Origin of the sequence: Moheibacter stercoris, assembly GCF_040545805.1 — a bacterium.
Lineage (GTDB): Bacteria > Bacteroidota > Bacteroidia > Flavobacteriales > Weeksellaceae > Moheibacter > Moheibacter stercoris.
Genome location: NZ_JBEPMO010000012.1, coordinates 50,876 through 71,496, shown reverse-complemented (window position 1 = coordinate 71,496; position 20,621 = coordinate 50,876). Strand labels below are relative to the sequence as shown.

The 20,621-nt window shown below is 35.3% G+C and carries 23 protein-coding genes; 13 read left to right on the top strand and 10 right to left on the bottom strand.

Going from position 1 to position 20,621, the window contains the following annotated elements:
* Window position 1: 1 nt before the first annotated feature.
* From ABID46_RS10065 to ABID46_RS10040, 6 genes are all read left to right on the top strand, one after another.
* Entirely contained in the window at window positions 2–418 is a 417-nt protein-coding gene (locus ABID46_RS10065; RefSeq protein WP_354509672.1) for a hypothetical protein, read from the top strand.
* A 111-nt stretch (window positions 419–529) separates the two neighbouring features.
* Window positions 530–1,588, top strand: coding sequence for a hypothetical protein (locus ABID46_RS10060; protein WP_354509670.1), 1,059 nt, complete (start codon window positions 530–532; stop codon window positions 1,586–1,588).
* Entirely contained in the window at window positions 1,573–2,964 is a 1,392-nt protein-coding gene (locus ABID46_RS10055; RefSeq protein ID WP_354509668.1) for a flavin monoamine oxidase family protein, read from the top strand. Before ABID46_RS10060 ends, ABID46_RS10055 begins: the two co-directional genes overlap by 16 nt.
* A 26-nt stretch (window positions 2,965–2,990) precedes the next feature.
* On the top strand, window positions 2,991–3,923 hold the full coding sequence (locus ABID46_RS10050; protein ID WP_354509666.1) for a hypothetical protein: 933 nt from the start codon (window positions 2,991–2,993) through the stop codon (window positions 3,921–3,923).
* 15 nt (window positions 3,924–3,938) lie between these two features.
* Window positions 3,939–5,159, top strand: coding sequence for a TMEM43 family protein (locus tag ABID46_RS10045; RefSeq protein WP_354509664.1), 1,221 nt, complete (start codon window positions 3,939–3,941; stop codon window positions 5,157–5,159).
* Between the two features lie 115 nt (window positions 5,160–5,274).
* Entirely contained in the window at window positions 5,275–6,057 is a 783-nt protein-coding gene (locus tag ABID46_RS10040; RefSeq protein WP_354509662.1) for a hypothetical protein, read from the top strand.
* 62 nt (window positions 6,058–6,119) lie between these two features.
* On the opposite strand, the gene purE is transcribed toward ABID46_RS10040, so the two are convergent.
* On the bottom strand, window positions 6,120–6,623 hold the full coding sequence (gene purE, locus ABID46_RS10035; protein WP_354509660.1) for a 5-(carboxyamino)imidazole ribonucleotide mutase: 504 nt from the start codon (window positions 6,621–6,623) through the stop codon (window positions 6,120–6,122).
* Window positions 6,624–6,646: 23 nt separating this feature from the next.
* On the bottom strand, window positions 6,647–7,771 hold the full coding sequence (locus tag ABID46_RS10030) for a 5-(carboxyamino)imidazole ribonucleotide synthase (RefSeq protein ID WP_354509658.1): 1,125 nt from the start codon (window positions 7,769–7,771) through the stop codon (window positions 6,647–6,649).
* Between the two features lie 251 nt (window positions 7,772–8,022).
* Between ABID46_RS10030 and ABID46_RS10025 the strand changes: the two genes are divergently transcribed.
* Window positions 8,023–9,744 (top strand): ABC transporter ATP-binding protein, encoded by a 1,722-nt coding sequence (locus ABID46_RS10025; protein ID WP_435529328.1) that lies wholly within the window; start codon window positions 8,023–8,025, stop codon window positions 9,742–9,744.
* Window positions 9,745–9,766: 22 nt separating this feature from the next.
* Here ABID46_RS10025 and ABID46_RS10020 read toward each other — a convergent pair whose 3' ends face one another.
* Window positions 9,767–10,204 carry a lipocalin-like domain-containing protein gene (locus ABID46_RS10020; protein WP_354509655.1) on the bottom strand — a complete coding sequence of 146 codons (438 nt, stop codon included), beginning with the start codon at window positions 10,202–10,204 and terminating at the stop codon, window positions 9,767–9,769.
* An 80-nt stretch (window positions 10,205–10,284) separates the two neighbouring features.
* Between ABID46_RS10020 and queG the strand changes: the two genes are divergently transcribed.
* Together queG and ABID46_RS10010 are read left to right on the top strand one after the other, a co-directional pair.
* Window positions 10,285–11,232: a tRNA epoxyqueuosine(34) reductase QueG gene (gene queG, locus ABID46_RS10015; protein WP_435529327.1), complete on the top strand. Its 948-nt coding sequence runs from the start codon at window positions 10,285–10,287 to the stop codon at window positions 11,230–11,232.
* A 10-nt stretch (window positions 11,233–11,242) separates the two neighbouring features.
* The gene (locus ABID46_RS10010) at window positions 11,243–11,755 is read left to right on the top strand and encodes a hypothetical protein (RefSeq protein ID WP_354509651.1); all 513 of its coding nucleotides are present in this window, start codon (window positions 11,243–11,245) and stop codon (window positions 11,753–11,755) included.
* On the opposite strand, the gene ABID46_RS10005 is transcribed toward ABID46_RS10010, so the two are convergent.
* The gene (locus ABID46_RS10005) at window positions 11,752–12,639 is read right to left on the bottom strand and encodes a helix-turn-helix domain-containing protein (RefSeq protein WP_354509649.1); all 888 of its coding nucleotides are present in this window, start codon (window positions 12,637–12,639) and stop codon (window positions 11,752–11,754) included. The genes ABID46_RS10010 and ABID46_RS10005 overlap by 4 nt on opposite strands.
* Before the next feature lie 184 nt (window positions 12,640–12,823).
* Between ABID46_RS10005 and hemA the strand changes: the two genes are divergently transcribed.
* Genes hemA through hemE form a run of 4 tightly spaced genes read left to right on the top strand, consistent with a single transcriptional unit; the run spans window position 12,824 to window position 16,756 of the window.
* Entirely contained in the window at window positions 12,824–14,071 is a 1,248-nt protein-coding gene (gene hemA, locus ABID46_RS10000; RefSeq protein WP_354509647.1) for a glutamyl-tRNA reductase, read from the top strand.
* Window positions 14,071–14,988, top strand: a complete 918-nt coding sequence (hemC, locus tag ABID46_RS09995) for a hydroxymethylbilane synthase (protein ID WP_354509645.1) — start codon at window positions 14,071–14,073, stop codon at window positions 14,986–14,988. The genes hemA and hemC overlap by 1 nt, the downstream gene beginning before the upstream one ends.
* Window positions 14,989–15,678, top strand: coding sequence for a uroporphyrinogen-III synthase (locus ABID46_RS09990; RefSeq protein ID WP_354509643.1), 690 nt, complete (start codon window positions 14,989–14,991; stop codon window positions 15,676–15,678).
* Window positions 15,679–15,721: 43 nt separating this feature from the next.
* Window positions 15,722–16,756: a uroporphyrinogen decarboxylase gene (gene hemE, locus ABID46_RS09985; protein WP_354509641.1), complete on the top strand. Its 1,035-nt coding sequence runs from the start codon at window positions 15,722–15,724 to the stop codon at window positions 16,754–16,756.
* Here the strand turns inward: hemE and ABID46_RS09980 are convergent.
* From ABID46_RS09980 to rplM, 6 genes are all read right to left on the bottom strand, one after another.
* A complete protein-coding gene (locus ABID46_RS09980; protein ID WP_354509639.1) occupies window positions 16,753–17,145 on the bottom strand; it encodes a GreA/GreB family elongation factor in 393 nt (130 codons plus the stop codon). The genes hemE and ABID46_RS09980 overlap by 4 nt on opposite strands.
* 233 nt (window positions 17,146–17,378) lie before the next feature.
* On the bottom strand, window positions 17,379–17,723 hold the full coding sequence (locus ABID46_RS09975) for a T9SS type A sorting domain-containing protein (protein WP_354509637.1): 345 nt from the start codon (window positions 17,721–17,723) through the stop codon (window positions 17,379–17,381).
* Between the two features lie 129 nt (window positions 17,724–17,852).
* Entirely contained in the window at window positions 17,853–18,674 is an 822-nt protein-coding gene (gene tsf, locus ABID46_RS09970) for a translation elongation factor Ts (protein WP_354509635.1), read from the bottom strand.
* Window positions 18,675–18,787: 113 nt separating this feature from the next.
* On the bottom strand, window positions 18,788–19,558 hold the full coding sequence (gene rpsB / locus ABID46_RS09965) for a 30S ribosomal protein S2 (protein WP_354509633.1): 771 nt from the start codon (window positions 19,556–19,558) through the stop codon (window positions 18,788–18,790).
* 186 nt (window positions 19,559–19,744) lie between these two features.
* Window positions 19,745–20,131: a 30S ribosomal protein S9 gene (gene rpsI / locus ABID46_RS09960; RefSeq protein ID WP_354509631.1), complete on the bottom strand. Its 387-nt coding sequence runs from the start codon at window positions 20,129–20,131 to the stop codon at window positions 19,745–19,747.
* Window positions 20,132–20,139: 8 nt separating this feature from the next.
* Window positions 20,140–20,595, bottom strand: a complete 456-nt coding sequence (gene rplM / locus ABID46_RS09955; RefSeq protein ID WP_354509629.1) for a 50S ribosomal protein L13 — start codon at window positions 20,593–20,595, stop codon at window positions 20,140–20,142.
* Window positions 20,596–20,621: the final 26 nt, after the last annotated feature.

The window sequence follows — 20,621 nt, the reverse complement described above, 5'->3', positions numbered from 1 at the left end:
CATGAAAACAAAACTACTGATTACTTTTTTCGTATTGTTGGGGACCCTCTCTTGTAAAACGACCCTGAATGAAATCGGTCATACACCGATTGAAAATCAAATGGAGCCCCTTAACCCAAAACCTAAATCAATTATCGAAAATTGGGAAGAATTCTATTTTACCAATGTCAACAATGGCCAAGAAATCATCAAATTACGTTATTCCAAAGAGAACCATGAAATTTTGGAAGCTAATTTTATCGGTATGGGTAGTGATTACCCCATCCAAATTGCCAATGCAGAATTTTCAAATGAATTTGGATTGATGGGAATTGCTACCTCAAAAGCTTGGAACGGAGAGGCAATAGTTGGTCTTGACCCAGAAGCCCAAACCTTCACCTGGAACGATGGAAAAACCAAAAAAAAGTTCAAACCCTAATTGTTGAATGCTTGTGTTTACTCTAAATTTTTAGGAGTTCACTCAAAAATTTAACATAATCCATTTTAACAAAAACACCTCACCTAATTTCGAACCATTAAAACAACACAAATGAGAAACTTTTACACTTATCTATTATTGATGACGCTATTTACGTTTGGTTCAGAAGTAAATGCTCAAAAATTATTGAACATCATTGACAAAACCGTTCAAGGCGTTGAAAACGTTAAAAGAAACAAAGAAAAGAATGACGAAAAAGAACAAAATAAACCCAATACAAAATCGGTGGCAAAATCAAATTTCCACCAAAACTATATGGGTAAAATAATGTTTGCAAAGGGCACTCCTAATTCCAATTTAGAAGATGCTAGCCAATTCGTCCAAACCTTAGACCTTAACCAACCTTCCTATTTCAATGCTTATTTACCCGATCCACTTTATGTATTGAAAGCAAGCAAAGAAAAATTGGGTGAATATGACATAGTGAGCCCACATATCATTCGCAATTACTACATCAACAACCAATTAATTGCTAGTTATACAGACAACATTGATGGGCAAATTTTCAAAAACGCACTCGTTTTTACTGATGTATTTGTTCCTGCAGATGGATTCGAATTTGATAAAAACAAATTCCCAGTTGGCGCATTGGCACACGTTTTTTCCTCTTTAAATGCGGGAAAACACAAATTGAAAGTGGAATATTTAATCAACATTTCTGAAAAAATTCCTGCAGGAAATGGTTCTGCGGCATTCAATTACAACAACACTACCTTAAAAGTTGCCGAAGGAGAAGTAGATGTACAGTTTACAGCTGCCGAATTAGCCAATTACACCAAGGCTTATGGAAGACCAAAATACAACCAAGGCGTTTTGCAAAATGATTCCAAATTGATTGGGCAAGTTTCGGACTTGATCAAAGGAAACTTCAAGAAAACTCCAGTTTATATTTATGCTGACGATAACTGGCGATTGGAAAGAAACTATTTAGATCGAGTGGTTTCCCGTTCGGTTCAGGTGTATTATGTCTATAAAAATGACAAAGGAAGATGTGAAGTAGATAATTTAGTGATCAAACAAAACTATGATGGTCAAACTTATTATGCACCAGTTGAAACCATCAACACTTACGGTAAGCCATTCAAGTTTGTAGTTTGTCAAAACTATTAATCTACAACCAAATGGATCGTAGAAATTTCATCAAAAAATCAATGTTAGTGGGTGCGGGAGCTGTGATTGCTTCCAACCCATTATCGAAAGCCTATGGATTCTCTCCAATAGGTTTGAATAAAAAAGCAATTTGTATTGGAGCTGGATTTGCTGGACTTGCAGCTGCCTACCAATTAAAATTGAAAGGATGGGACGTGTTAATTTTAGAGAGTAGAAATAGAATTGGAGGACGTGTATTTTCTCATCTAACCCCAGAAAATCACGTCATCGAGTTGGGTGCCGAATGGGTTGGGGCTTCCCATTCTCGCCTAATTGAACTATGTGATCAATTCAAATTAAAACTTAACAACAATCAATTTGACACCCATAAAATCTATCAAGGACAATATACACCAGCTGGTAAATGGTCATATAGCAAATCTTGGGAAGAAAAGTTCCAATCGCTTTTAGAAAATTTCAGGCAACTACCTGACGATGAAAAGAAGGAATTAGACCAATTGGATTGGTGGCGCTACTTGGTTAACAATGGTTGTTCAGATACGGATTTGGATCTTCACGAATTAATTGATAGCACGGATTTCGGAGAAAGCATTCGCCACGTTTCAGCTTCTGCTGCTATAGAAGAATATGCAGAAAGCAGTGAAAAGAACGAAATGGATTTTAAAATAGAAGGTGGAAACGGAAAATTGGCGGAAAAATTAGCCGAACAAATCGGACAACAAAACATCTATTTGAGCCATACTGTTACGCATATTGACCAAAAAGAAAAAGTCAAAATCACTTGTTCGAATGGCAAAACATTTGAAGCCGATAAATTGATTTGTACCATGCCCACCTTTGCGATGCAAAAAGTCAAATGGTCTCCTGAATTACCTACTGAAAAAACCAAAGCTATCAACGAACTCCAATATGCGCGAATCAACAAACATGCGATGAGCTTTTCAGAAAGGTTTTGGAAAGAGGAAAATTTTGATTTAATTTCAGACGAAACTTCGCATTATTTCTATCATGCGACGAAAAATCAAAAAGGACCTTCAGGTGTTCTAATTTCGTATAGCATCGGAGAAAAAGCGGCCATTTTTGGCAACCGTGCAAAAGAAAAGGCTGTACAAGATGTTTTTTCGGTATTAGAACCTCATTTTGGGTCGCTTCAAAATAAATTGAAATCCCAAGTCAATTATTATTGGGGTACCGATAAATATTCGATGGGAGCCTACGCGCTGTATGGTGTAAATCAATGGCATCGATTACGACCAATTTTATCGGAACCTTTTTTACATACGCATTTTGCGGGCGAACATTTAGCTGATTGGCAAGGATTTATGGAAGGCGCGCTCGTAACAGGCAAAGAAGCTGCAAATCAAATAACATCTTAGTAAAATTTATCTAAAACTCAAGTATAATGAAAAATTTAACTTTACAAGTACTTCTAAGCATATTATGGCTTTCAAGTTGCAAAAACGATACCCAAACTCAAGAAGTAGCCAACAACCAGGATAGCCTACAAACCGCTACTGTTACAGAATCTACTGAAAACACTTCAGCTGAAAAAGAAAACGATGTAACCAATATTTTCCCTGATTTCCCATCGATGGGAACAACTGCTCAACCCCATGAACATCTACTAGTTCCTGGTTATAAAATGATGGAAAATTACGTAAACGGAAAAACGAAAAACCTCATTTTTTATAATGCCAAAATGGCGAAACCGGCCGATAAAAATTCGACTGTTGCTTTTCAATTCGATGGCGACCAAGAAGTTCCTAACTATATGATTATTCCAATTCCTTCAGGACAAAAAGTAAGAAAAGGAGATATTGTTTTGACTTGGTGGCAAAGTGGATCGGGAATGCAACGTGCTTTGGTTACCAATGATACAGATCCATCTGCGCCAGAGGTACATTATTTGGATATCAAATGGGACAATCCAGCGAAAAATAATGGAGTTCCGATTGGGCAATTAAAAGAAATTATCAAAGAAAATACCTTCGTAAAACTAACCGATGTTTGGCAATCGGGTACGACCATTGCCGTACGTGAAGGAACGTCTTTAAAGAAATTTACGGTGATCAACGTAAACCAAGATAAAGTTTTAGCGCTTGGATTTGCAGGTAGTATGAAAGTTCTTAACAAAGCGGATTGTACACCTTTGCCAGTTGCTACGCAAGTGAAAGTAGGCGATAAAGTTCAAGCTCCTTGGGTTGGTTCCTTTAAAACCTGTACAGTGAAAGAATTAAAACCTGAATTTGGACGTGCAGTTGTGGAATTTGATGACCACAAAGGAGATTTACATACACTTCCTTTGGGCGACATTACTACTGGATTGGTTCTATAAATGAATTCATAAAAAATGGCATATACAGAAAAAACGACCACTTCGTATGGTAAGAAAGTAGGAAATTCATTCAAAGGCATTTTTACCGGAATTATTTTTTTCCTTTTGGGAACCATTGCCTTGTTTTGGAACGAAGGAAATTTTGTCAAAACAAAAAAAGCACTCAATGAAGGACAAGGAATTGTTGTCGAATTAAAGGACAATTCTACTGTTAAAGATGAATTCAATGGAAAATTTGTTCATTCTTCTGGATTGGCAGATACCAAAGATTCTCTTACAGATGTTTTTCTTGGCGTAAAAGATTTAGCGATTGGACTTCACCGAAAAGTGGAATATTACCAATGGGTAGAAAAATCGAAATCGGAGAAAAAACAAAAACTGGGTGGCGGAGAAGAAACCATCACAACCTATACTTACCAACGCGAATGGACTTCTGCCCCTGTTAATTCAGACAATTTCAAAGATGCTGCCTACAAAGGAAAAAATTTCGTTTTGGCGCAAGTTGAAAACAAATCTGTCTATGCAGAAAATGTAAGTTTCGGTGCCTATAAATTACCTGAATTCATCATTCATTCCATTCAAGAAGAAGTTCCAGTAAACGTACAAATGAGTGAAGAAGAAATTAAAAATTTAGATTCAAAACTCAATAAAAAACAATATGCTACCATAAATTCAATTGAACAAACGAGTAATTTATCTAACATCATCCACATTCATAATCATGTTACCTATCTAGGAAATAATACCTCAAACCCTCAAGTGGGTGATGTTAGAATTACTCTAGTTAAAACTCCTCCAACAACCATTTCAGTCTTGGCAAAAGTCAACGGAAATACATTCGAACCATTTTTAGCCAAAAACGGAAAAACTATTTCCCAAGTTGCTCAAGGTACAGTAAATGCCGAAAACATGTTTGCTTCTGCACATTCCAGCAATTCCATGTTGACTTGGGCATTTCGTTTGGTGGGATTCGTATTGGTTTTTGTGGGATTTCGTTCTATGTTTGGATTTTTGGAAACAATATTTAGATTCATCCCTTTTCTATCCAACCTTATTGGGTCTGGGTTAAACATTATTCTATTAGGATTAGGCTTAGGTTGGTCGTTACTAATTATTTCCATTTCATGGCTGTTTTATAGACCTTTCATTGCCATCATCCTAATTGGAATTGCGATTGGACTCATATTTTTACTTAAAAGAAAAACAACTGCCCCTAAAAAAGTTGTTTCTGCTTAACTGATTAAATAATCAGATGTGTGTTGCGACTACTCTTTATACCGAAATCGTTTTTCGGTAAAAGAGTAGTCTTTTTTTTCAGAGTTTTCTTGATTCACTAATTTGTATTTCTAAAATGAGGTCTTACATTTTTTTTCTAGTTTTTCTTTTTGTCAAATTCACTTGGGCGTCCGATCCCTTTATCAAAGTTCATTCGGTCGAAATAAAACCAGTGGAAAGAGGTCTTCAATTAGATTTCAAAGTCAGCAGCAATACGTCTATGGGTCCTTCTATGGAAATTAAATTTTATTTAAATGGAAAAATTTCCTCCAATAAAATGGAAAAATCTGCACCAGAAGGAGAAAACAAATCGGTGTATATCTTTATTCCTTATACCGACTTAATCGTTCCACCCGGAAAAAATACACTGACTTATAAAATCTTCGGGAGATCTTTTGAAATCAAACAAAAAGAATTTTTTAAAGGCGAAATTGAATTCCATCAACCCCAATTGTTTTGGGTAGAATTCGAAACCAAAAATGCTGACATCAATGTTGATGGGATGGATCTTAAATCCAATATTGGACAAAACCTTCCTAGCAATATAGGAAAAGGTTTAGGCGATGCGTATTTCCAAATTGAAAATTCTCGTGAAATCCTGTTTAAAAGTCCTTCGGTAAATAATTCTGGAAAAATTAAAAATCAAAAAGGAAAATTTCAAACCTACGAAACGGAACCACTTATTCTTAAATTCTTTGATTTGGATGTTTTGACGAAAGAATTCATAGGAAAACATGAACTAGACTTAAAGAAGGAACCTAAACAAAATGTTTTGATTTCCAAAAGTGGACGAATTACACATTTTGAAATCAACTATACACTTAAACCAGTGACGAAATCTAATTTTTCATCCAAGTAAATTTAAGATTTCATTTGTATTATTTTTTAGTAGGCATCCCGAAATGAGATGCTTTTTAATTTCTAGGAATCAAACTTATTGGGATAGTCCTTTTTGACTAATGAAATTTTCTCTTCTACCGCTTTTTGCATGGTAACATTGTAAATTCCGACACGTTTCCCAACTTCCTCATCAAAAGAACCGATCATTCGCGCTGCTAAAATCCCCGCATTTTTGGCAGCATTCAAGGCAACAGTCGCAACCGGAATTCCATTGGGCATTTGTAGAATGGAAAGAATAGAGTCCCAGCCTTCTATCGAATTGGAAGATTTAATCGGAACACCAATAACAGGTAAAGACGTAATGGAAGCCACCATTCCAGGCAAATGCGCCGCACCTCCAGCTCCAGCAATGATGACTTTTAAACCACGATTTCGAGCAGTTTTGGCATAATCAAACATTCTTTCGGGCGTTCTGTGTGCAGAGACGATGGTCAATTCGTACTCAATTCCAAATTCATCTAAAATTTCTGCTGCTTGTTTCATAATTGGCAAATCGCTGTCGCTGCCCATGATGATTCCTACCATATTTGTATAATTTCTGTGTTTTGTTATTTTTTGGCTGTTACTTGAACAGTTTGATTGACTTTGGCGATGTTTTTTTTCAATCGATCTACATCTTCATCCACCAAGGTGATATGTCCCATTTTTCTTCCGGGACGAGTTTCTGATTTGGCATACCAATGCAAATAAACGCCTGGAATTTGCATCAGTTCCTCAATGTTTTCAATTTGTGCTTCTCCTGTTTGACCTTCTGCTCCAATTAAATTAACCATGGCAGAAGTTGCATAGAGATTGGAACTTCCCAAAGGCAAATTCATCAAAGTACGCAACATCTGATCAAATTGTGAACTATAAGCAGCTTCAATCGTTGAGTGACCGCTGTTATGAACACGGCAAGCAGTTTCGTTTACCCAAATCGATTGATCTTTATTTAAGAACATTTCCACCGCAAAAACACCTGGCGAATTCAATTTTTCCACTACATTTCGTGCAATTTTTTCTGCTTTTTGAGCCAAAGAATCCTCCAAAGTAGATGGCATTAACAAATAATCCAACAAATTGTATTCTTGATTAAAAACCAATTCCACAACCGGATAATTCACCAAATTCCCGTTTCCATCTGCCACCACTACCACCGCTATTTCTTTTTCTAAATCAGCAGGTGTTTCGTAAATAGAAGGAACTCTCAATTGATTGGTTAATCCGTTTCTAGATGGCAAATATTGAACTCCTTTCCCATCATATCCGCCTTTGTTGGCTTTCTGAAAGACTGGAAATTCGGTTACGGAACAAATCAAATCCTTCCAATCTTCCAATTCAAAATAGGGAGCGGTTGGGATTTCATGGTCCACATAAAATTTCTTTTGAACGGATTTATCTTGAATAATTGCCAAAGCATCTGGATCGGGAACGACACGTTTCCCCATTGACTTCAAAGTTTGCAAGGCCTCTACATTTACATGCTCTATTTCAATTCCGATTGCATCTAAATCTTTACCAAAATTGACAACGGTTTCATAATCTGCAAAATCTCCTTGAACGAAATGATGAGCATGGGGTGCGCAAGGCGCGTTTTCAGCAGGATCCAAGACATGAATTTCTACTGGATATTGCAATGCGTTTTGCAAAAACATATAGCCCAATTGACCACCACCTAAAATTCCGATTTTCATAGCAAGATTTCTTCCTGCGAATTTACTCTTAAATAGACAAAATTCAAAGTTTCTTATGGGCTTACCTCCTATTTAATCGATGCTTTCAACCATAATTCTCATTCGGATTCGTACATTTGTCATTCGTTTTAAATCCATTTCAATTGTTCAAAAGAGCGCTCAAATACGTACAACCTTATCGAAGTTCCTTCATTGTAGCCATCATTTGCAATTTCCTCTATGCCATTTTTAATGTTTTGGCATTGGCTTTTATGATGCCTATTCTAAGTGTTTTGTTTGATGAAAAGAAAGAGCCCATAACCGAAAAGCCCATTTTCAGTGGTAATATTTTGGATATAAAAGATTATGTATCGAATTTTTTTGGATATCAAATGCAGGATATTGCCAATACGAGTGGTCCCTTGAAGGTTTTACTGATTTCTTGTATTCTGTTTATTATATTATTTTTCTTTCGAAATATCTTCAGTTATTTGTCAGAATACTTTCTCATTGATATGCGCTCTGGAGTTGCGAGAGATTTTAGAATTGATATTCACAATAAAATATTGGCTTTACCGGTTTCCTTTTTTACCGAAAAAAGAAAAGGAGATATGTTGGTACGTATATCTAGCGATGTGGGCGAAGTGGAAAACAATATTTTAAATAGTTTGGTAGAACTCATTCGTGGACCTATTCAAATTATCGTTTTTGTTTCGACTTTATTTTATTTGAATTACCAATTAACTTTGTTTGCCATTTTAGTATTCCCAGTGATGGGAACCATTATTTCGGTCATCGGTAAAAGTTTAAAAAAGAATGCCGGAAAAGCTCAAGCCGAACTTTCCAACATCATGTCCTACGTAGATGAAACCTTAAATTCCTTGAAAATTATCAAAATTTTTAATGCGGATTCTCAAATTGCAGGTCGTTTCAATTTGTCCATGAATCGTTATCGACGATTGGTTCAGAAAGTGATGAAAAAACGAGCAATGGCTTCGCCTACAAGTGAATTTCTTGGAGCCATAACCATTGCGATGATTGTGTTTTTTGGTGGGAAATTAAGTTTAGAAGGAAATGGTTTAAGCGGATCTGAATTCATTTTCTACATCGGAACCTTTTATACCTTATTGGATCCTATCAAACGATTCTCAAAATCTTTGTCTGACTTGCAAAAAGGTCAAGTTTCGGCAAGTAGAATTTTTGAAATATTGGATACAGAAGTTTCCATTCGAGATAAAGAAAACGCACAAGATTTCCCTCAATTTAACAAGTCAATAGAATTTCAAAATGTATCCTTTGGATACCAAGAAAAAACCATCATTCAAAACTTCAATTTGACCATCCAAAAAGGTGAGACTGTTGCATTGGTCGGACCTTCTGGAAGTGGAAAATCAACGATTGCCAATTTATTGACAAGATTTTACGATGTGAAACAGGGTAAAATCTTAATTGACGGAATCGACATTCGTGATATCAAATTAAAAGAATACCGCAAACATTTTGGCTTGGTTACCCAGGATAGCATTTTGTTCAACGATAGCATTTTTAACAATATTGCTTTGGGCGATGAAAATCCTAGTTTAGAAAATGTAAAAAAAGCTTCCAAAATTGCCAATGCAGAAGAATTCATCGAAAAACTTCCAAATGAATACGATGAAAATGTCGGAGAAGGCGGCGGAAAATTATCGGGTGGCCAAAAGCAACGTTTAAGTATTGCCAGAGCGGTTTATAAAAATCCACCAATTATGGTTTTGGATGAAGCAACTTCAGCTTTGGATACGCATTCCGAAAAATTGGTTCAAGATGCTTTGAACAATATGATGGCCAATAGAACTTCCTTGGTAATTGCTCATCGATTATCTACCATTATGAATGCTGACAAAATCATTGTCATGGAAGATGGCAAAATAAAAGAGTCCGGTACGCATACCGAACTCCTTTCTAAAAATGGGGTTTATTCAAACTTGATTCAACTTCAAAATGTTGAAAAATAAATGTTCTGAACTTTAGTTTTTATCACATTCTACTTAAATAAACCTGATATTCATTGCTTTCATTCGTGAAAGAATAATAAAAGGTATTATCTCCTACGAAGGTGACGGTTTGAGAATCGGTCGTTCCCTCTCCTATTTGATAAGTATACGTATTACCACTTTTGGACCAGGTTCCAGATTGCTCAGGTCCTTCTACGCAATTTCCCTGTTCATCCAACATAAATGGATTTGCCTTTAAAGTATAGTCATTGAAAAAATGAACCTTGGATTTTAAAAAGCATCCTTCTGGCAATAAAATAACCACATCATAAATACTCGATCCGTTAAGTTTTAAATCAGAAATTTCCCAAGATCCTACAATTCGATCTACATTGGAATTATTGTCATCATCATTGCTACAAGAGCTAAAGAACAATCCCAAAATTATAAATGGGATCAGCATAAATTGTAAGTTTCTCATATCTAAGTATTTTAGTATATAACGTATAAAGTTGACTAGATATTCTAACTTTGTTGCTTTCAATATTTAATTTTGTGGAAATTTTAACAAATTCAGAGAAGCAAAATAGAAACTTAACTCCTGCCGAAATCATCAAGAATCGCGCAAAGGAATTGGGTTTTTTATCTTGTGGAATTGCCAAAGCTGAATTTTTGGAGAAAGAAGCTCCACGATTGGAAAATTGGCTAAAAAATGATTTTCATGGAAAAATGTCCTATATGGAAAATCATTTTGACAAACGTTTGGACCCTCGATTATTGGTCGAAAATGCAAAATCCGTAATCTCCTTAACCTATAATTATTATCCGGAAACCTTTCAACGTAACGACAGTTTCAAAATCGCGAAATACGCTTATGGCAAGGATTATCATTTTGTCGTAAAAGATAAACTCAAAGAATTGTTGCACTTTATCCAAGAAGAATTTGGCGATATAAACGGTCGTGTTTTTGTGGATTCGGCGCCTATTTTGGAACATGCTTGGGCTGCAAAAGCTGGACTCGGTTGGGTTGGAAAAAACACGCTTACGCTATCCAAACAAAAAGGTTCTTTTTTCTTTTTAGCCGAAATTATTTTGGATGCAGAATTCTGCTATGATCAACCCATCCAAACAGATCATTGTGGGAATTGTACGAAATGCATAGATTCTTGTCCAACCGAAGCAATTTTACCCAATCGAACAGTTGATGGAAGCAAATGCATTTCTTATTTTACCATTGAATTAAAAGAATCCATTCCAAACGAAATGAAAGGGAAATTTGATGATTGGATTTTTGGATGCGACGTTTGCCAAGATGTATGTCCATGGAATCGATTTTCAATTTCGCATCAAGAAAAAGATTTCCAACCGCATGAGAAATTATTGAATTATTCAAAATCAGATTGGCAAGAAATTACGGAAGAAGTATTCAAAGAAATTTTCCAAAAATCTGCAGTAAAGCGAACAAAATTGGAAGGTTTCAGCAGAAATATTAAATTCGTATCAACTTAACTATTACTATATGAAAAAGATTTTCACATTATTGACACTAGGAATTTTCAGTTTCGGCATTGCTCAAATTTCAACAACACGAATGAATGAAATGCGCCTGAACAACACCCTTCAGCAAGTTGAAAAAGCATTGGGAAAAAAATTAGAAATCACAAAAACAGGAGATGACTGGTTATTCTATGTAAAAGTTTCCGAAAAAGGAGCTGATTTTACCTTAGGGTTTTTGGAATCCATAAACGAAAGCAATTCTAAGGAATTAGTTTTATATGAAATAAAAACCAATTCTTCAGAAATTAAAACTTTATCCAAATTAGGAGTTGGCAGTAGCATAGATGATTTATGGAAAGCCTATAAAAACTACAACATATCGGTTTGGCAAATGTGGGATGAGATTGAAGATTCTAACTCTAAAACCGATCGTGTTTTCAATATACAAGATCACGACGCGGGAACTTCTTTGTATTTTTATTTAAGAAACAACAAAGTCTACGAAATTGTAATTGGTGTTTACGAGGGTTGCTAAACTTGTTTGGCAAATTGCTTTGGCGTGATTCCGTATTTCTTTTTGAAAGCTGCAATAAAATGAGAGGGATTTTCATACCCAATTTCATAGGCGATGTCTTTGACTTGCATCTCTCCTTTTTCTAAATTTTCACGAGCGATTTCAAGCTTTTTATCCAAAACAAACCCGTAAACGGTCGTTCCATAAACCTGCTTGAATCCTTCTTTCAATTTGTATTCAGAAAGTCCTGTCATTTCAGATAGTTCTTTTAAAATAGGAGGATTGTCAATTTTTTGGAGTAAAATGTCTTTTGCTTCTTTTAATTTTCTAGCGTCTTTTTCATTGTCAAGAAACGGACAGTTTTCTTTTTGCGCATTAAAAGCTTCTGAAAAGTGCAAGGTGAACAATTCGTAGATTTTACCCAAAATGTACAGGTTCACAAAATGAGCATTCAAATTATTGTTTTCAATTTGATTGAGAACCATTCGAATGGTTGTGGAAAAAAATTGCTGATTGTAATATTTCGTATTGGATTTTGTATTGTTTAAGAATTCAGATCGTATGTTGTATTCAGAAAACAATTCATGCAATTTATCGACTGAAACATAAATCATACAAACTTTTGAATCTGCACTCAAATTGGCATTCAATGGAAGTTCAACCATCGGATTATAGATGAGAAAACTAGCGCCATCATGAAGGCTTATTTGATAAGAACCCTCATTGAAATTGAAATTCAAACTTCCTTTTGTACAAAAATAAAATTGAACGAAACGCTTTTCAATACCACGGCTTAAAGTATCTGTAAAGGCAGTTTGGTTGTCAACAAATGCCAAAAACATTTCAGAACCAAACGCATATTCCGTTACCTTACTTTTATAGGTATTTTTAATTTTAAAATCCATTTTTAAACGATAATAATCCTCTCATACAAAAGTACAAAAACTATCATGATGGTGGATTTTATGAAGAAAATCAGTTATTTGTTTAGAATTAATCTAAAATAAATGAAATCGCCAAATATGGGTATTTTGTTTAGGATTCGGTTACTTTTAAACCCTAAACATCTTGTATTTTTGCATTGGTTTTATGAAAATCACGATAGGAAATACAAAAAAGTTTTATGTAGTTGGGGTAAGTTACGAAAAGGCCGATGCTGAAATTCGTGGTAAATTTACATTCTTCCCCGATGCTGTAAAGGACTTTACGAGAGATGGAATTGCAATGGGGATGGAAAATTTCTTTGTGGTTTCAACCTGTAATCGTTCTGAGTTTTATGGATATGCAAATTCGATAGAGGATATTGTCAACCTTTATTGTCAATATACGCAAGGAACTCCAGAGGAAATGCAAACCGTTTTGACTTCATATGAAAATGAAGAAGCAATTCAACATTTGTTTGAAGTTTCAGCAGGATTAAAAAGTCAAATTCTTGGAGACTTCGAGATCATTGGTCAAATCAAAACTTGGTTTTCAAGATTCAAGAAACATGGCTCTTCAAGCGCCTTTTTGGAAAGATTGATCAATACAGCCATCCAGATCAGCAAACAAGTGAAGAATGAAACAGAAATTAGCAATGGCGCTGCCTCTGTTTCCTACGCTGCTGTTCACTACATCAAAGCCACGCAAAAAAACGTTTCTGAAAAGAAAATTTTGCTATATGGAACGGGGAAAATTGGACGAAACACTTGTACCAATTTGGTGAAACACACCCAAAATGATCATATAACTTTGATCAATAGAACTCGTGAAAAAGCAGAAGTTTTAAGTGAAAAATACGATGTCTTGGTCAAAGATTTTTCGGAATTGAAAAATGAATTGACAACAACAGATATACTGATTGTTGCGACAGGAGCCAACCAGCATACCATTACCGAAGAAATGATTCCATTTGATAAAGAAATGACCATCATTGATTTATCGGTACCAGAAAACGTTGCGCATACCTTGGGTTCACGCGAAACGGTGCAATTAATCAATGTTGATGGACTTTCTAAAATGGTTGATGACACTTTGGATGCACGTAAAGATGGAATTCCTGCGGCAAAAGAAATCATTGAACACCATAAATCGGAATTCGCAGAATGGTTAAGTACACGTGAATTTGTTCCAATTATTCAATCTTTCAAAGAGCGTTTGGAATTTTTGCAAATGCATGAATTGAAAAATCTTCAAAAGAAAAATCCTGCCATCAATGGCACTGAAACCGCTGTCGCACAAAAATTGGTTCAAAATTTAACCAATCAATTTGCATCCTACTTACTTGAAAACAAAGAGAATGCGGAAGACACCATCCAGATGATGGAGGAAATATTCAGACTTAAAGCAAAATCCTAATGAATCCTATTCGCATTGGTACTCGAAAAAGCCCATTGGCAATGTGGCAAGCAAATTTAGTAGCTTCCAAATTGGAGGAACTAGGACAATCAACCCAAATTGTAGCCATTTCATCTGAGGGCGATATTAATCTAAAGCAACCCATTTATGAAATCGGAATTTCGGGTGTTTTCACCAGATCTTTGGACATTGCTTTATTAAATGGCGAAATAGATATTGCCGTTCATAGTTTAAAAGATGTTCCTACCCTACTTCCAAAAGGCATCGAAATGAAAGGCTTTATGGAAAGAGGAAATCACCAAGATATTTTGGTGTACAAATCAGAGGAAATCTTTGAAAAACAAACCCGAACCATTGCGACAGGAAGTTTGCGAAGAAAAGCCTTTTGGCTCAATCAATATCCGCAAGACACTTTAGTTGATTTAAGAGGAAACGTTCAATTGCGAATTCAAAAACTAATGGATTCCGATTGGGATGGTGCAATTTTCGCTTATGCGGGATTGGATAGAAGTGAAATTTTGCAAGAATTAGCCGAAAAAAATCTTAAATTTAAAGTATTGGATTGGATGATTTCCGCACCCTCACAAGGAATTGTTGGAATCGCCGCCATGGAAAATTTTGAATTGCCTCAAATTTCCAATGAACAATCCAAAATTGCAGCTACCGTTGAAAGACAATTTTTAAATGTTTTGGAAGGCGGATGTACAGCACCTATTGGTGGATATGCCAATGTCCAAAACGAGGAAATTCATTTTCAAGGTGCCGTTTTATCTTTGGACGGAAAAACGAAATTAACAATTGAAGAAACTTTTTCAAGATCAGATTTTGAACATAAAGGAAAAGAATTAGCTCAAAAATTGAATGAGCAAGGTGCTTATGATTTAATTCAAAACATCCAAAAACAAATCAAGAAATAGATGCAGCAAAATCCCGACATAAAAATTCTTTTTACCAAAGATCTTTCGGAAGATTGGATCGCGGGTAAATTGAATCCAAGTTTGGATTTTAGCATTCGTCCTGCTTTAAAAATCGAATTGATATCATCTGATCAATTTGAAAATCGAATTATTCCTGAAATAAAAAAATACCTTATTTCAAGCCAAAATTCGGTAAAAGCAATTTCAAAATTAAATCTTGATGGCGAGTTTTATGTTGTAGGACAAAAAACTGCTGAATTCCTAAGAAATTCCAATTTCAATGTTGTTCAAGTAGCCGATTATGCAATTGATTTAGCAGCGTATATTTTGGACAACGAAATCCCACAAACCTGGAATTTTTTCTGTGGCAATAATCGAAGAGATGAACTAGTTGAAATCTTAGGAAATGAAGGTCATAAATTAAATGAAATCATTTGTTATAATTCCTATCCGCAAGAATTAAAAATTCGATCAGAGGCCTATACGGGATTTGTGTTTTTTAGTCCATTGAGTGTTAAAACCTATTTTAAAAACAATTTTATTTCGAAGGGTGCGATTGTATTTTCGATTGGCAATACGACCACTGGCGAATTAAAAAAACATACGGAAAATACCATTATTACATCAGAAGTTCCTGAAATGGAGCATTTGATTCAAACCATTAACAAGTATTATGTTGGAAATGAATGACAAAATTTCGTTCATAAACAACTTAATTTAAATAAAGAAAAATATGCAAGAGTTGAAAAATGATTTATTATTACGCGCATTAAAAGGAGAAGAATTGCAAAGACCACCCGTATGGATGATGCGTCAAGCGGGTCGTTACTTACCCGAATTTATTGCGCTACGTGACCAATATGATTTTTTCACTAGATGTCAAACGCCTGAATTGGCTACCGAAATTACGGTTCAACCAATCAGAAGATTTCCGTTGGATGCAGCGATTTTATTTTCAGATATTTTGGTAGTTCCTCAAGCAATGGGAATGAATTTCGAAATGAAACACGGAATTGGACCTTGGTTGGAAAATCCGATCAGAACCGTTGAACAAGTTCAAAATGTAATCGTACCCGATGTAGAAGAGACTTTAGGATACGTGTTTGAAGCCATTAAATTGACCAAAAAAGAATTGGACAATAAAATTCCATTGATTGGTTTTGCTGGTTCTCCATGGACGATTTTATGCTATTGCATTGAAGGAAGAGGCTCTAAATCATTTGATATTGCCAAAGGATTTTGTTTCCAGCATCCTGAAGCAGCACATGAATTATTGCAAAAAATTACCGATACAACCATTGCTTATTTGTTGAAAAAAGCAGAAATGGGATGTAATGTGATTCAAATTTTTGACAGTTGGGGCGGAATGCTTTCACCAAAAGATTATGATGAATTCTCTTGGAAATACATTGAACAAATTGTCAATGCTGTTTCAGAAGTTAGACCGGTTACAGTATTCGCAAAAGGTTGTTGGTTTGCCTTAGAAAAAATGAGTCAATCAAAAGCTTCTGCATTGGGAGTAGATTGGACAGTAACTCCAGAAGTTGCTCGCCAGTTGACCAATAATTCTATCACTTTGCAAGGAAATTTCGATCCGTCGAGATTATTGTCAAAGCCAGAAAAGATTCAAGAAATGGTGAAGGAAATGATCGATGGATTTGGGACTACTCGTTACATTGCCAACTTAGGACACGGGATTTTACCCAATGTCCCAGTTGAAAATGCACAAGCTTTCATTCAAGCTGTAGTAAATTATCGCAAAGACTAAGCGTCTAAATCTTCATTATTTACTTTTAGGATACGAATTTGGGTGGTGCCAGCAGGCATCTCCCAATTTACTTCATCTCCTTCAGAAAAACCGATTAGAGCTACTCCGAGTGGAGCCAACAAGGAAACCTTTCCTTGAGCTAAATTAGCTTCTGTAGGCAACACCAAACGAACTTTCATGGTTCTTTTGGATTTCATTTCCTCTATTTCAACTTCGGAACCTATACGAACAATCTTTTCGTTGATTTCTTCTTCTTTGATTACGATTGCACGATCCAACTCCGATGATAGTTGTTGAACTTCCTTGGCAACTCTTTGATCTGTATTACGCTTAATTAAATCACGTAAAATTTGATATTCTGATAATAATACAATAGGTTTTATTTCCATGATGATAAGGATTAATGATTATGAAATAGTAATGTAAATTCGATTAAGAATTCGATTACAAAAAATAGTTAAATGACGTAAACTCTCGTATAGAAAACGAGAGTATTAAGAAATGAAGGCCTTATTGTGCGCCAATAAGATTTTGCTTTCATAATTCGGAAGAATTGAAATATTGGTAAGCAATACTATGTGTCTAAATGTAGACATAAATAATTCCGAAAATTTAAATTAGATTATTGTTTAATTAACGTAACAACTTCCGAAGTATTGTCGGTAAAAATTACACGTACCATATACTTCCCTTTTTTCAAACTTCTAACGGCTAAATCAAAAGTATTGGAAGAAGAATTGTAAGCTTTTGAATAAACTTCACTTCCAATTACGCTATAAATTGAGATCGATTTCACATCTGCCTCATTTCCTTCGATCGTTAATTTAACGTCAGAAACTGCAGGGTTGGGTGAAATGGTTAATTTCTTCTCATTGATGGGATTAGATACAACGATACCATCTCTGCTCTGTGCATGCACATTCAAAGCGGCAAAACTTAAAAACATTAAAAGTAGAATTCGTTTCATATCTATTTCAACAAAATTAGAGTATATTTTTCTAATTTCCAATATCTATACCAAAATAAATGTAGAAATCATAAAAATAAAAAAAGCTCTGTAAAAACAGAGCTTTCAATTGTATAGAATAGGATTTTATTATAAACCGTAACGGATGTATCCGATTACTTTTAAATCACCATTAACAGCGCTTACAACGTCTTTTACAGATGTTTTTCCATCTTTAATTGACGCTTGGTGAACCAACGTATTTTCTTTGAAGAATTTTTGCAATTTACCTTGCGCAATTCCTTCGATCATGTTTTCTGGTTTACCTTCTTGACGCAATTGGTCTTTTGCGATTTCCAATTCTTGGTCAATAACTGCTTGAGAAACTTGTGTTTCGTCTAAAGCTACTGGATTCATCGCAGCAACTTGCATTGCAACATCATACGCAACTTCTGTAGCACCAGGATATTCACCAGACAAAGCAACTACTGCAGCGATTCTGTTTCCTGCGTGGATGTAAGAATTCAAAGAGAATCCTTCGATTGTTGAGAAATGACCGATTTCGATTTTCTCTCCAATAACTCCCGTTTGCTCTGTTAATTTTTCTTCTACAGAAATACCGTTAAAGTCAGCTTTTAACAATTCTTCTTTTGAATCGAAATCCAAAGCCATTTCAGCTAAATCTTTCGCCAATTTGATGAAATCTTCATTTTTCGCAACGAAATCTGTTTCACAATTTAAAGCAAGAACAACCCCTTTGTTGTGACCAGCATTAACTTTTGCGATAACAGCTCCTTCAGTACTTTCTCTATCTGCTCTATTAGCAGCAACTTTTTGACCTTTTTTACGTAAGATTTCGATTGCTTTATCAAAATTACCTTCAGCTTCTTCCAAAGCTTTTTTAGAGTCCATCATTCCGGCTCCAGTTGCGTTACGAAGTTTACTAACTTCAGCTGCGGTTGCTTTATACATTGTTTATTTTTTTAATTGTTAGTAGTTAAATCTAAAATAAAAAGTAGTCCTTTCATTTACGAAAGAACTACATTATGATATGGTTAATTCTGATGAATAAACATCACCAAAAATTATTCTGCGTCCTTAACGTCTTTCATTTCCACTGCTTCCACTTCATCATTTTTAGACTCATCTTTTGATTTGTCCTTTTCGGCTTTTCTTTGAGATAAACCTTCTTTGATAGAATTGGTCACATTTTCCAAAATGATGTCAATTGATTTTGATGCATCATCGTTTGCAGGAATTGGGAAATCAACTTCTCTTGGATCGGTATTGGTATCCACCATCGCGAAGATTGGAATACCTAATTTTTGAGCTTCAGCTACTGCAATGTGTTCTCTAACTGTATCTACGATAAATACCGCAGATGGGATACGTGTCATGTCAGAAATAGAACCCAAATCTCTTTCTAATTTCGCTCTTTGACGATCTACTTGTAATCTTTCTTTTTTCGAAAGGGTTTCAAATGTTCCATCTTTCTTCATACGATCGATAGAGTTCATTTTTTTCACCGCTTTACGAATTGTGATGAAGTTTGTTAACATACCACCTGGCCAACGCTCAGTGATGTATGGCATCCCTACGCTTTCTGCGTGTTTTGCTACAACTTCTTTCGCTTGTTTTTTGGTTGCTACGAAAAGGATTTTACGTCCTGAAGAAGCGATTTTACCTAAAGCATCTGATGCTTCTTCTAATTTCACAGCTGTTTTGTGAAGATCTATGATGTGGATCCCGTTTTTCTCCATGAAGATATAGGGAGACATATTTGGATTCCATTTTCTTGTAAGGTGACCGAAATGTACGCCAGCCTCTAACAAGTTTTTTACATTTACTTTTGCCATTTTCTTTCTTTCTTAGTTTACGTTCCGCTTAATCTGCAAGCAATGTTTGAGTGGTTGAAATTATCTCGCCTGAAACATTTAGATGCTAAACCAACGGAAAATGGTTACTATTGATTTTTACTAATTCAGGTTTCTTATGAAGCCCAAGAGAATTCTCCCATAGCCAAGAAAACCTGAAACTGAATATTAACGTTTAGAGAATTGGAATCTTTTACGAGCTTTCTTCTGACCAAATTTCTTACGTTCAACCATTCTTGGATCACGAGTTAACAATCCTTCTGGTTTTAATTGTAATCTGAAATCAGCGTCTACTTCGCAAAGAGCTCTTGAAATACCTAAACGGATAGCCTCAGCTTGACCTGTAATTCCACCTCCATATACTTTCACGTCAACATTGAATTTCCCTTTGTTTCCTGTGATTGTTAAAGGTTGTTCTACTTTGTATTGTAAAACACCAGTTGTGAAATAATCTTTTAATTCACGACCGTTGATAAAGATCTCACCATTCCCCTCTTGCAAGTAAACTCTCGCAACAGAAGTTTTTCTTCGACCTATTTTGTGAACAATTGCCATAAAATTTATTATAAATAAGCGTTAATGTCGATTGATTTTGGTTTTTGTGCTTGTTGGTTATGCTCCTCTCCAGAGTACACATAAACATTAGACAAAATCTGTGTTCCTAATTTGTTTTTAGGTAACATTCCTTTTACTGCCTTTTCGACTAATCGAATTGGGTCTTTGTCAAATAATTGTCTTGCTGTTAAACTTCTTTGACCTCCAGGATAATTGGTGTGACGAATGTATAATTTCTCGTCCCATTTGTTCCCAGTCAATTGAATTTTGTCAGCATTCACAACTATCACATTATCGCCACAATCAGCATGAGGGGTAAAATTTGTTTTGTGCTTACCTCTTGCCAATTTAGCAACTCCTGATGCCAATCTACCTAAACTTAGTCCAGATGCATCTACAAGAACCCACTCTTTCTGAGCAGTTTCCTTGTTTGCTGATATTGTTTTGTAACTTAACGTATCCACTGTATTGATTTTTAATATTTTACTTG

Bases quoted from the DNA above. Each gene is read 5' to 3' on its own strand.
- ABID46_RS10065 (WP_354509672.1), top strand. From the start codon at position 2: ATGAAAACAAAACTACTGATTACTTTTTTCGTATTGTTGGGGACCCTC.
- ABID46_RS10060 (WP_354509670.1), top strand. From the start codon at position 530: ATGAGAAACTTTTACACTTATCTATTATTGATGACGCTATTTACGTTT.
- ABID46_RS10050 (WP_354509666.1), top strand. From the start codon at position 2,991: ATGAAAAATTTAACTTTACAAGTACTTCTAAGCATATTATGGCTTTCA.
- ABID46_RS10045 (WP_354509664.1), top strand. From the start codon at position 3,939: ATGGCATATACAGAAAAAACGACCACTTCGTATGGTAAGAAAGTAGGA.
- ABID46_RS10040 (WP_354509662.1), top strand. From the start codon at position 5,275: ATGAGGTCTTACATTTTTTTTCTAGTTTTTCTTTTTGTCAAATTCACT.
- purE (WP_354509660.1), bottom strand. From the start codon at position 6,623: ATGGTAGGAATCATCATGGGCAGCGACAGCGATTTGCCAATTATGAAA.
- ABID46_RS10030 (WP_354509658.1), bottom strand. From the start codon at position 7,771: ATGAAAATCGGAATTTTAGGTGGTGGTCAATTGGGCTATATGTTTTTG.
- ABID46_RS10025 (WP_435529328.1), top strand. From the start codon at position 8,023: ATGATGCCTATTCTAAGTGTTTTGTTTGATGAAAAGAAAGAGCCCATA.
- ABID46_RS10020 (WP_354509655.1), bottom strand. From the start codon at position 10,204: ATGAGAAACTTACAATTTATGCTGATCCCATTTATAATTTTGGGATTG.
- ABID46_RS10010 (WP_354509651.1), top strand. From the start codon at position 11,243: ATGAAAAAGATTTTCACATTATTGACACTAGGAATTTTCAGTTTCGGC.
- ABID46_RS10005 (WP_354509649.1), bottom strand. From the start codon at position 12,639: ATGGATTTTAAAATTAAAAATACCTATAAAAGTAAGGTAACGGAATAT.
- hemA (WP_354509647.1), top strand. From the start codon at position 12,824: ATGAAAATCACGATAGGAAATACAAAAAAGTTTTATGTAGTTGGGGTA.
- hemC (WP_354509645.1), top strand. From the start codon at position 14,071: ATGAATCCTATTCGCATTGGTACTCGAAAAAGCCCATTGGCAATGTGG.
- ABID46_RS09990 (WP_354509643.1), top strand. From the start codon at position 14,989: ATGCAGCAAAATCCCGACATAAAAATTCTTTTTACCAAAGATCTTTCG.
- hemE (WP_354509641.1), top strand. From the start codon at position 15,722: ATGCAAGAGTTGAAAAATGATTTATTATTACGCGCATTAAAAGGAGAA.
- ABID46_RS09980 (WP_354509639.1), bottom strand. From the start codon at position 17,145: ATGGAAATAAAACCTATTGTATTATTATCAGAATATCAAATTTTACGT.
- ABID46_RS09975 (WP_354509637.1), bottom strand. From the start codon at position 17,723: ATGAAACGAATTCTACTTTTAATGTTTTTAAGTTTTGCCGCTTTGAAT.
- tsf (WP_354509635.1), bottom strand. From the start codon at position 18,674: ATGTATAAAGCAACCGCAGCTGAAGTTAGTAAACTTCGTAACGCAACT.
- rpsB (WP_354509633.1), bottom strand. From the start codon at position 19,558: ATGGCAAAAGTAAATGTAAAAAACTTGTTAGAGGCTGGCGTACATTTC.
- rpsI (WP_354509631.1), bottom strand. From the start codon at position 20,131: ATGGCAATTGTTCACAAAATAGGTCGAAGAAAAACTTCTGTTGCGAGA.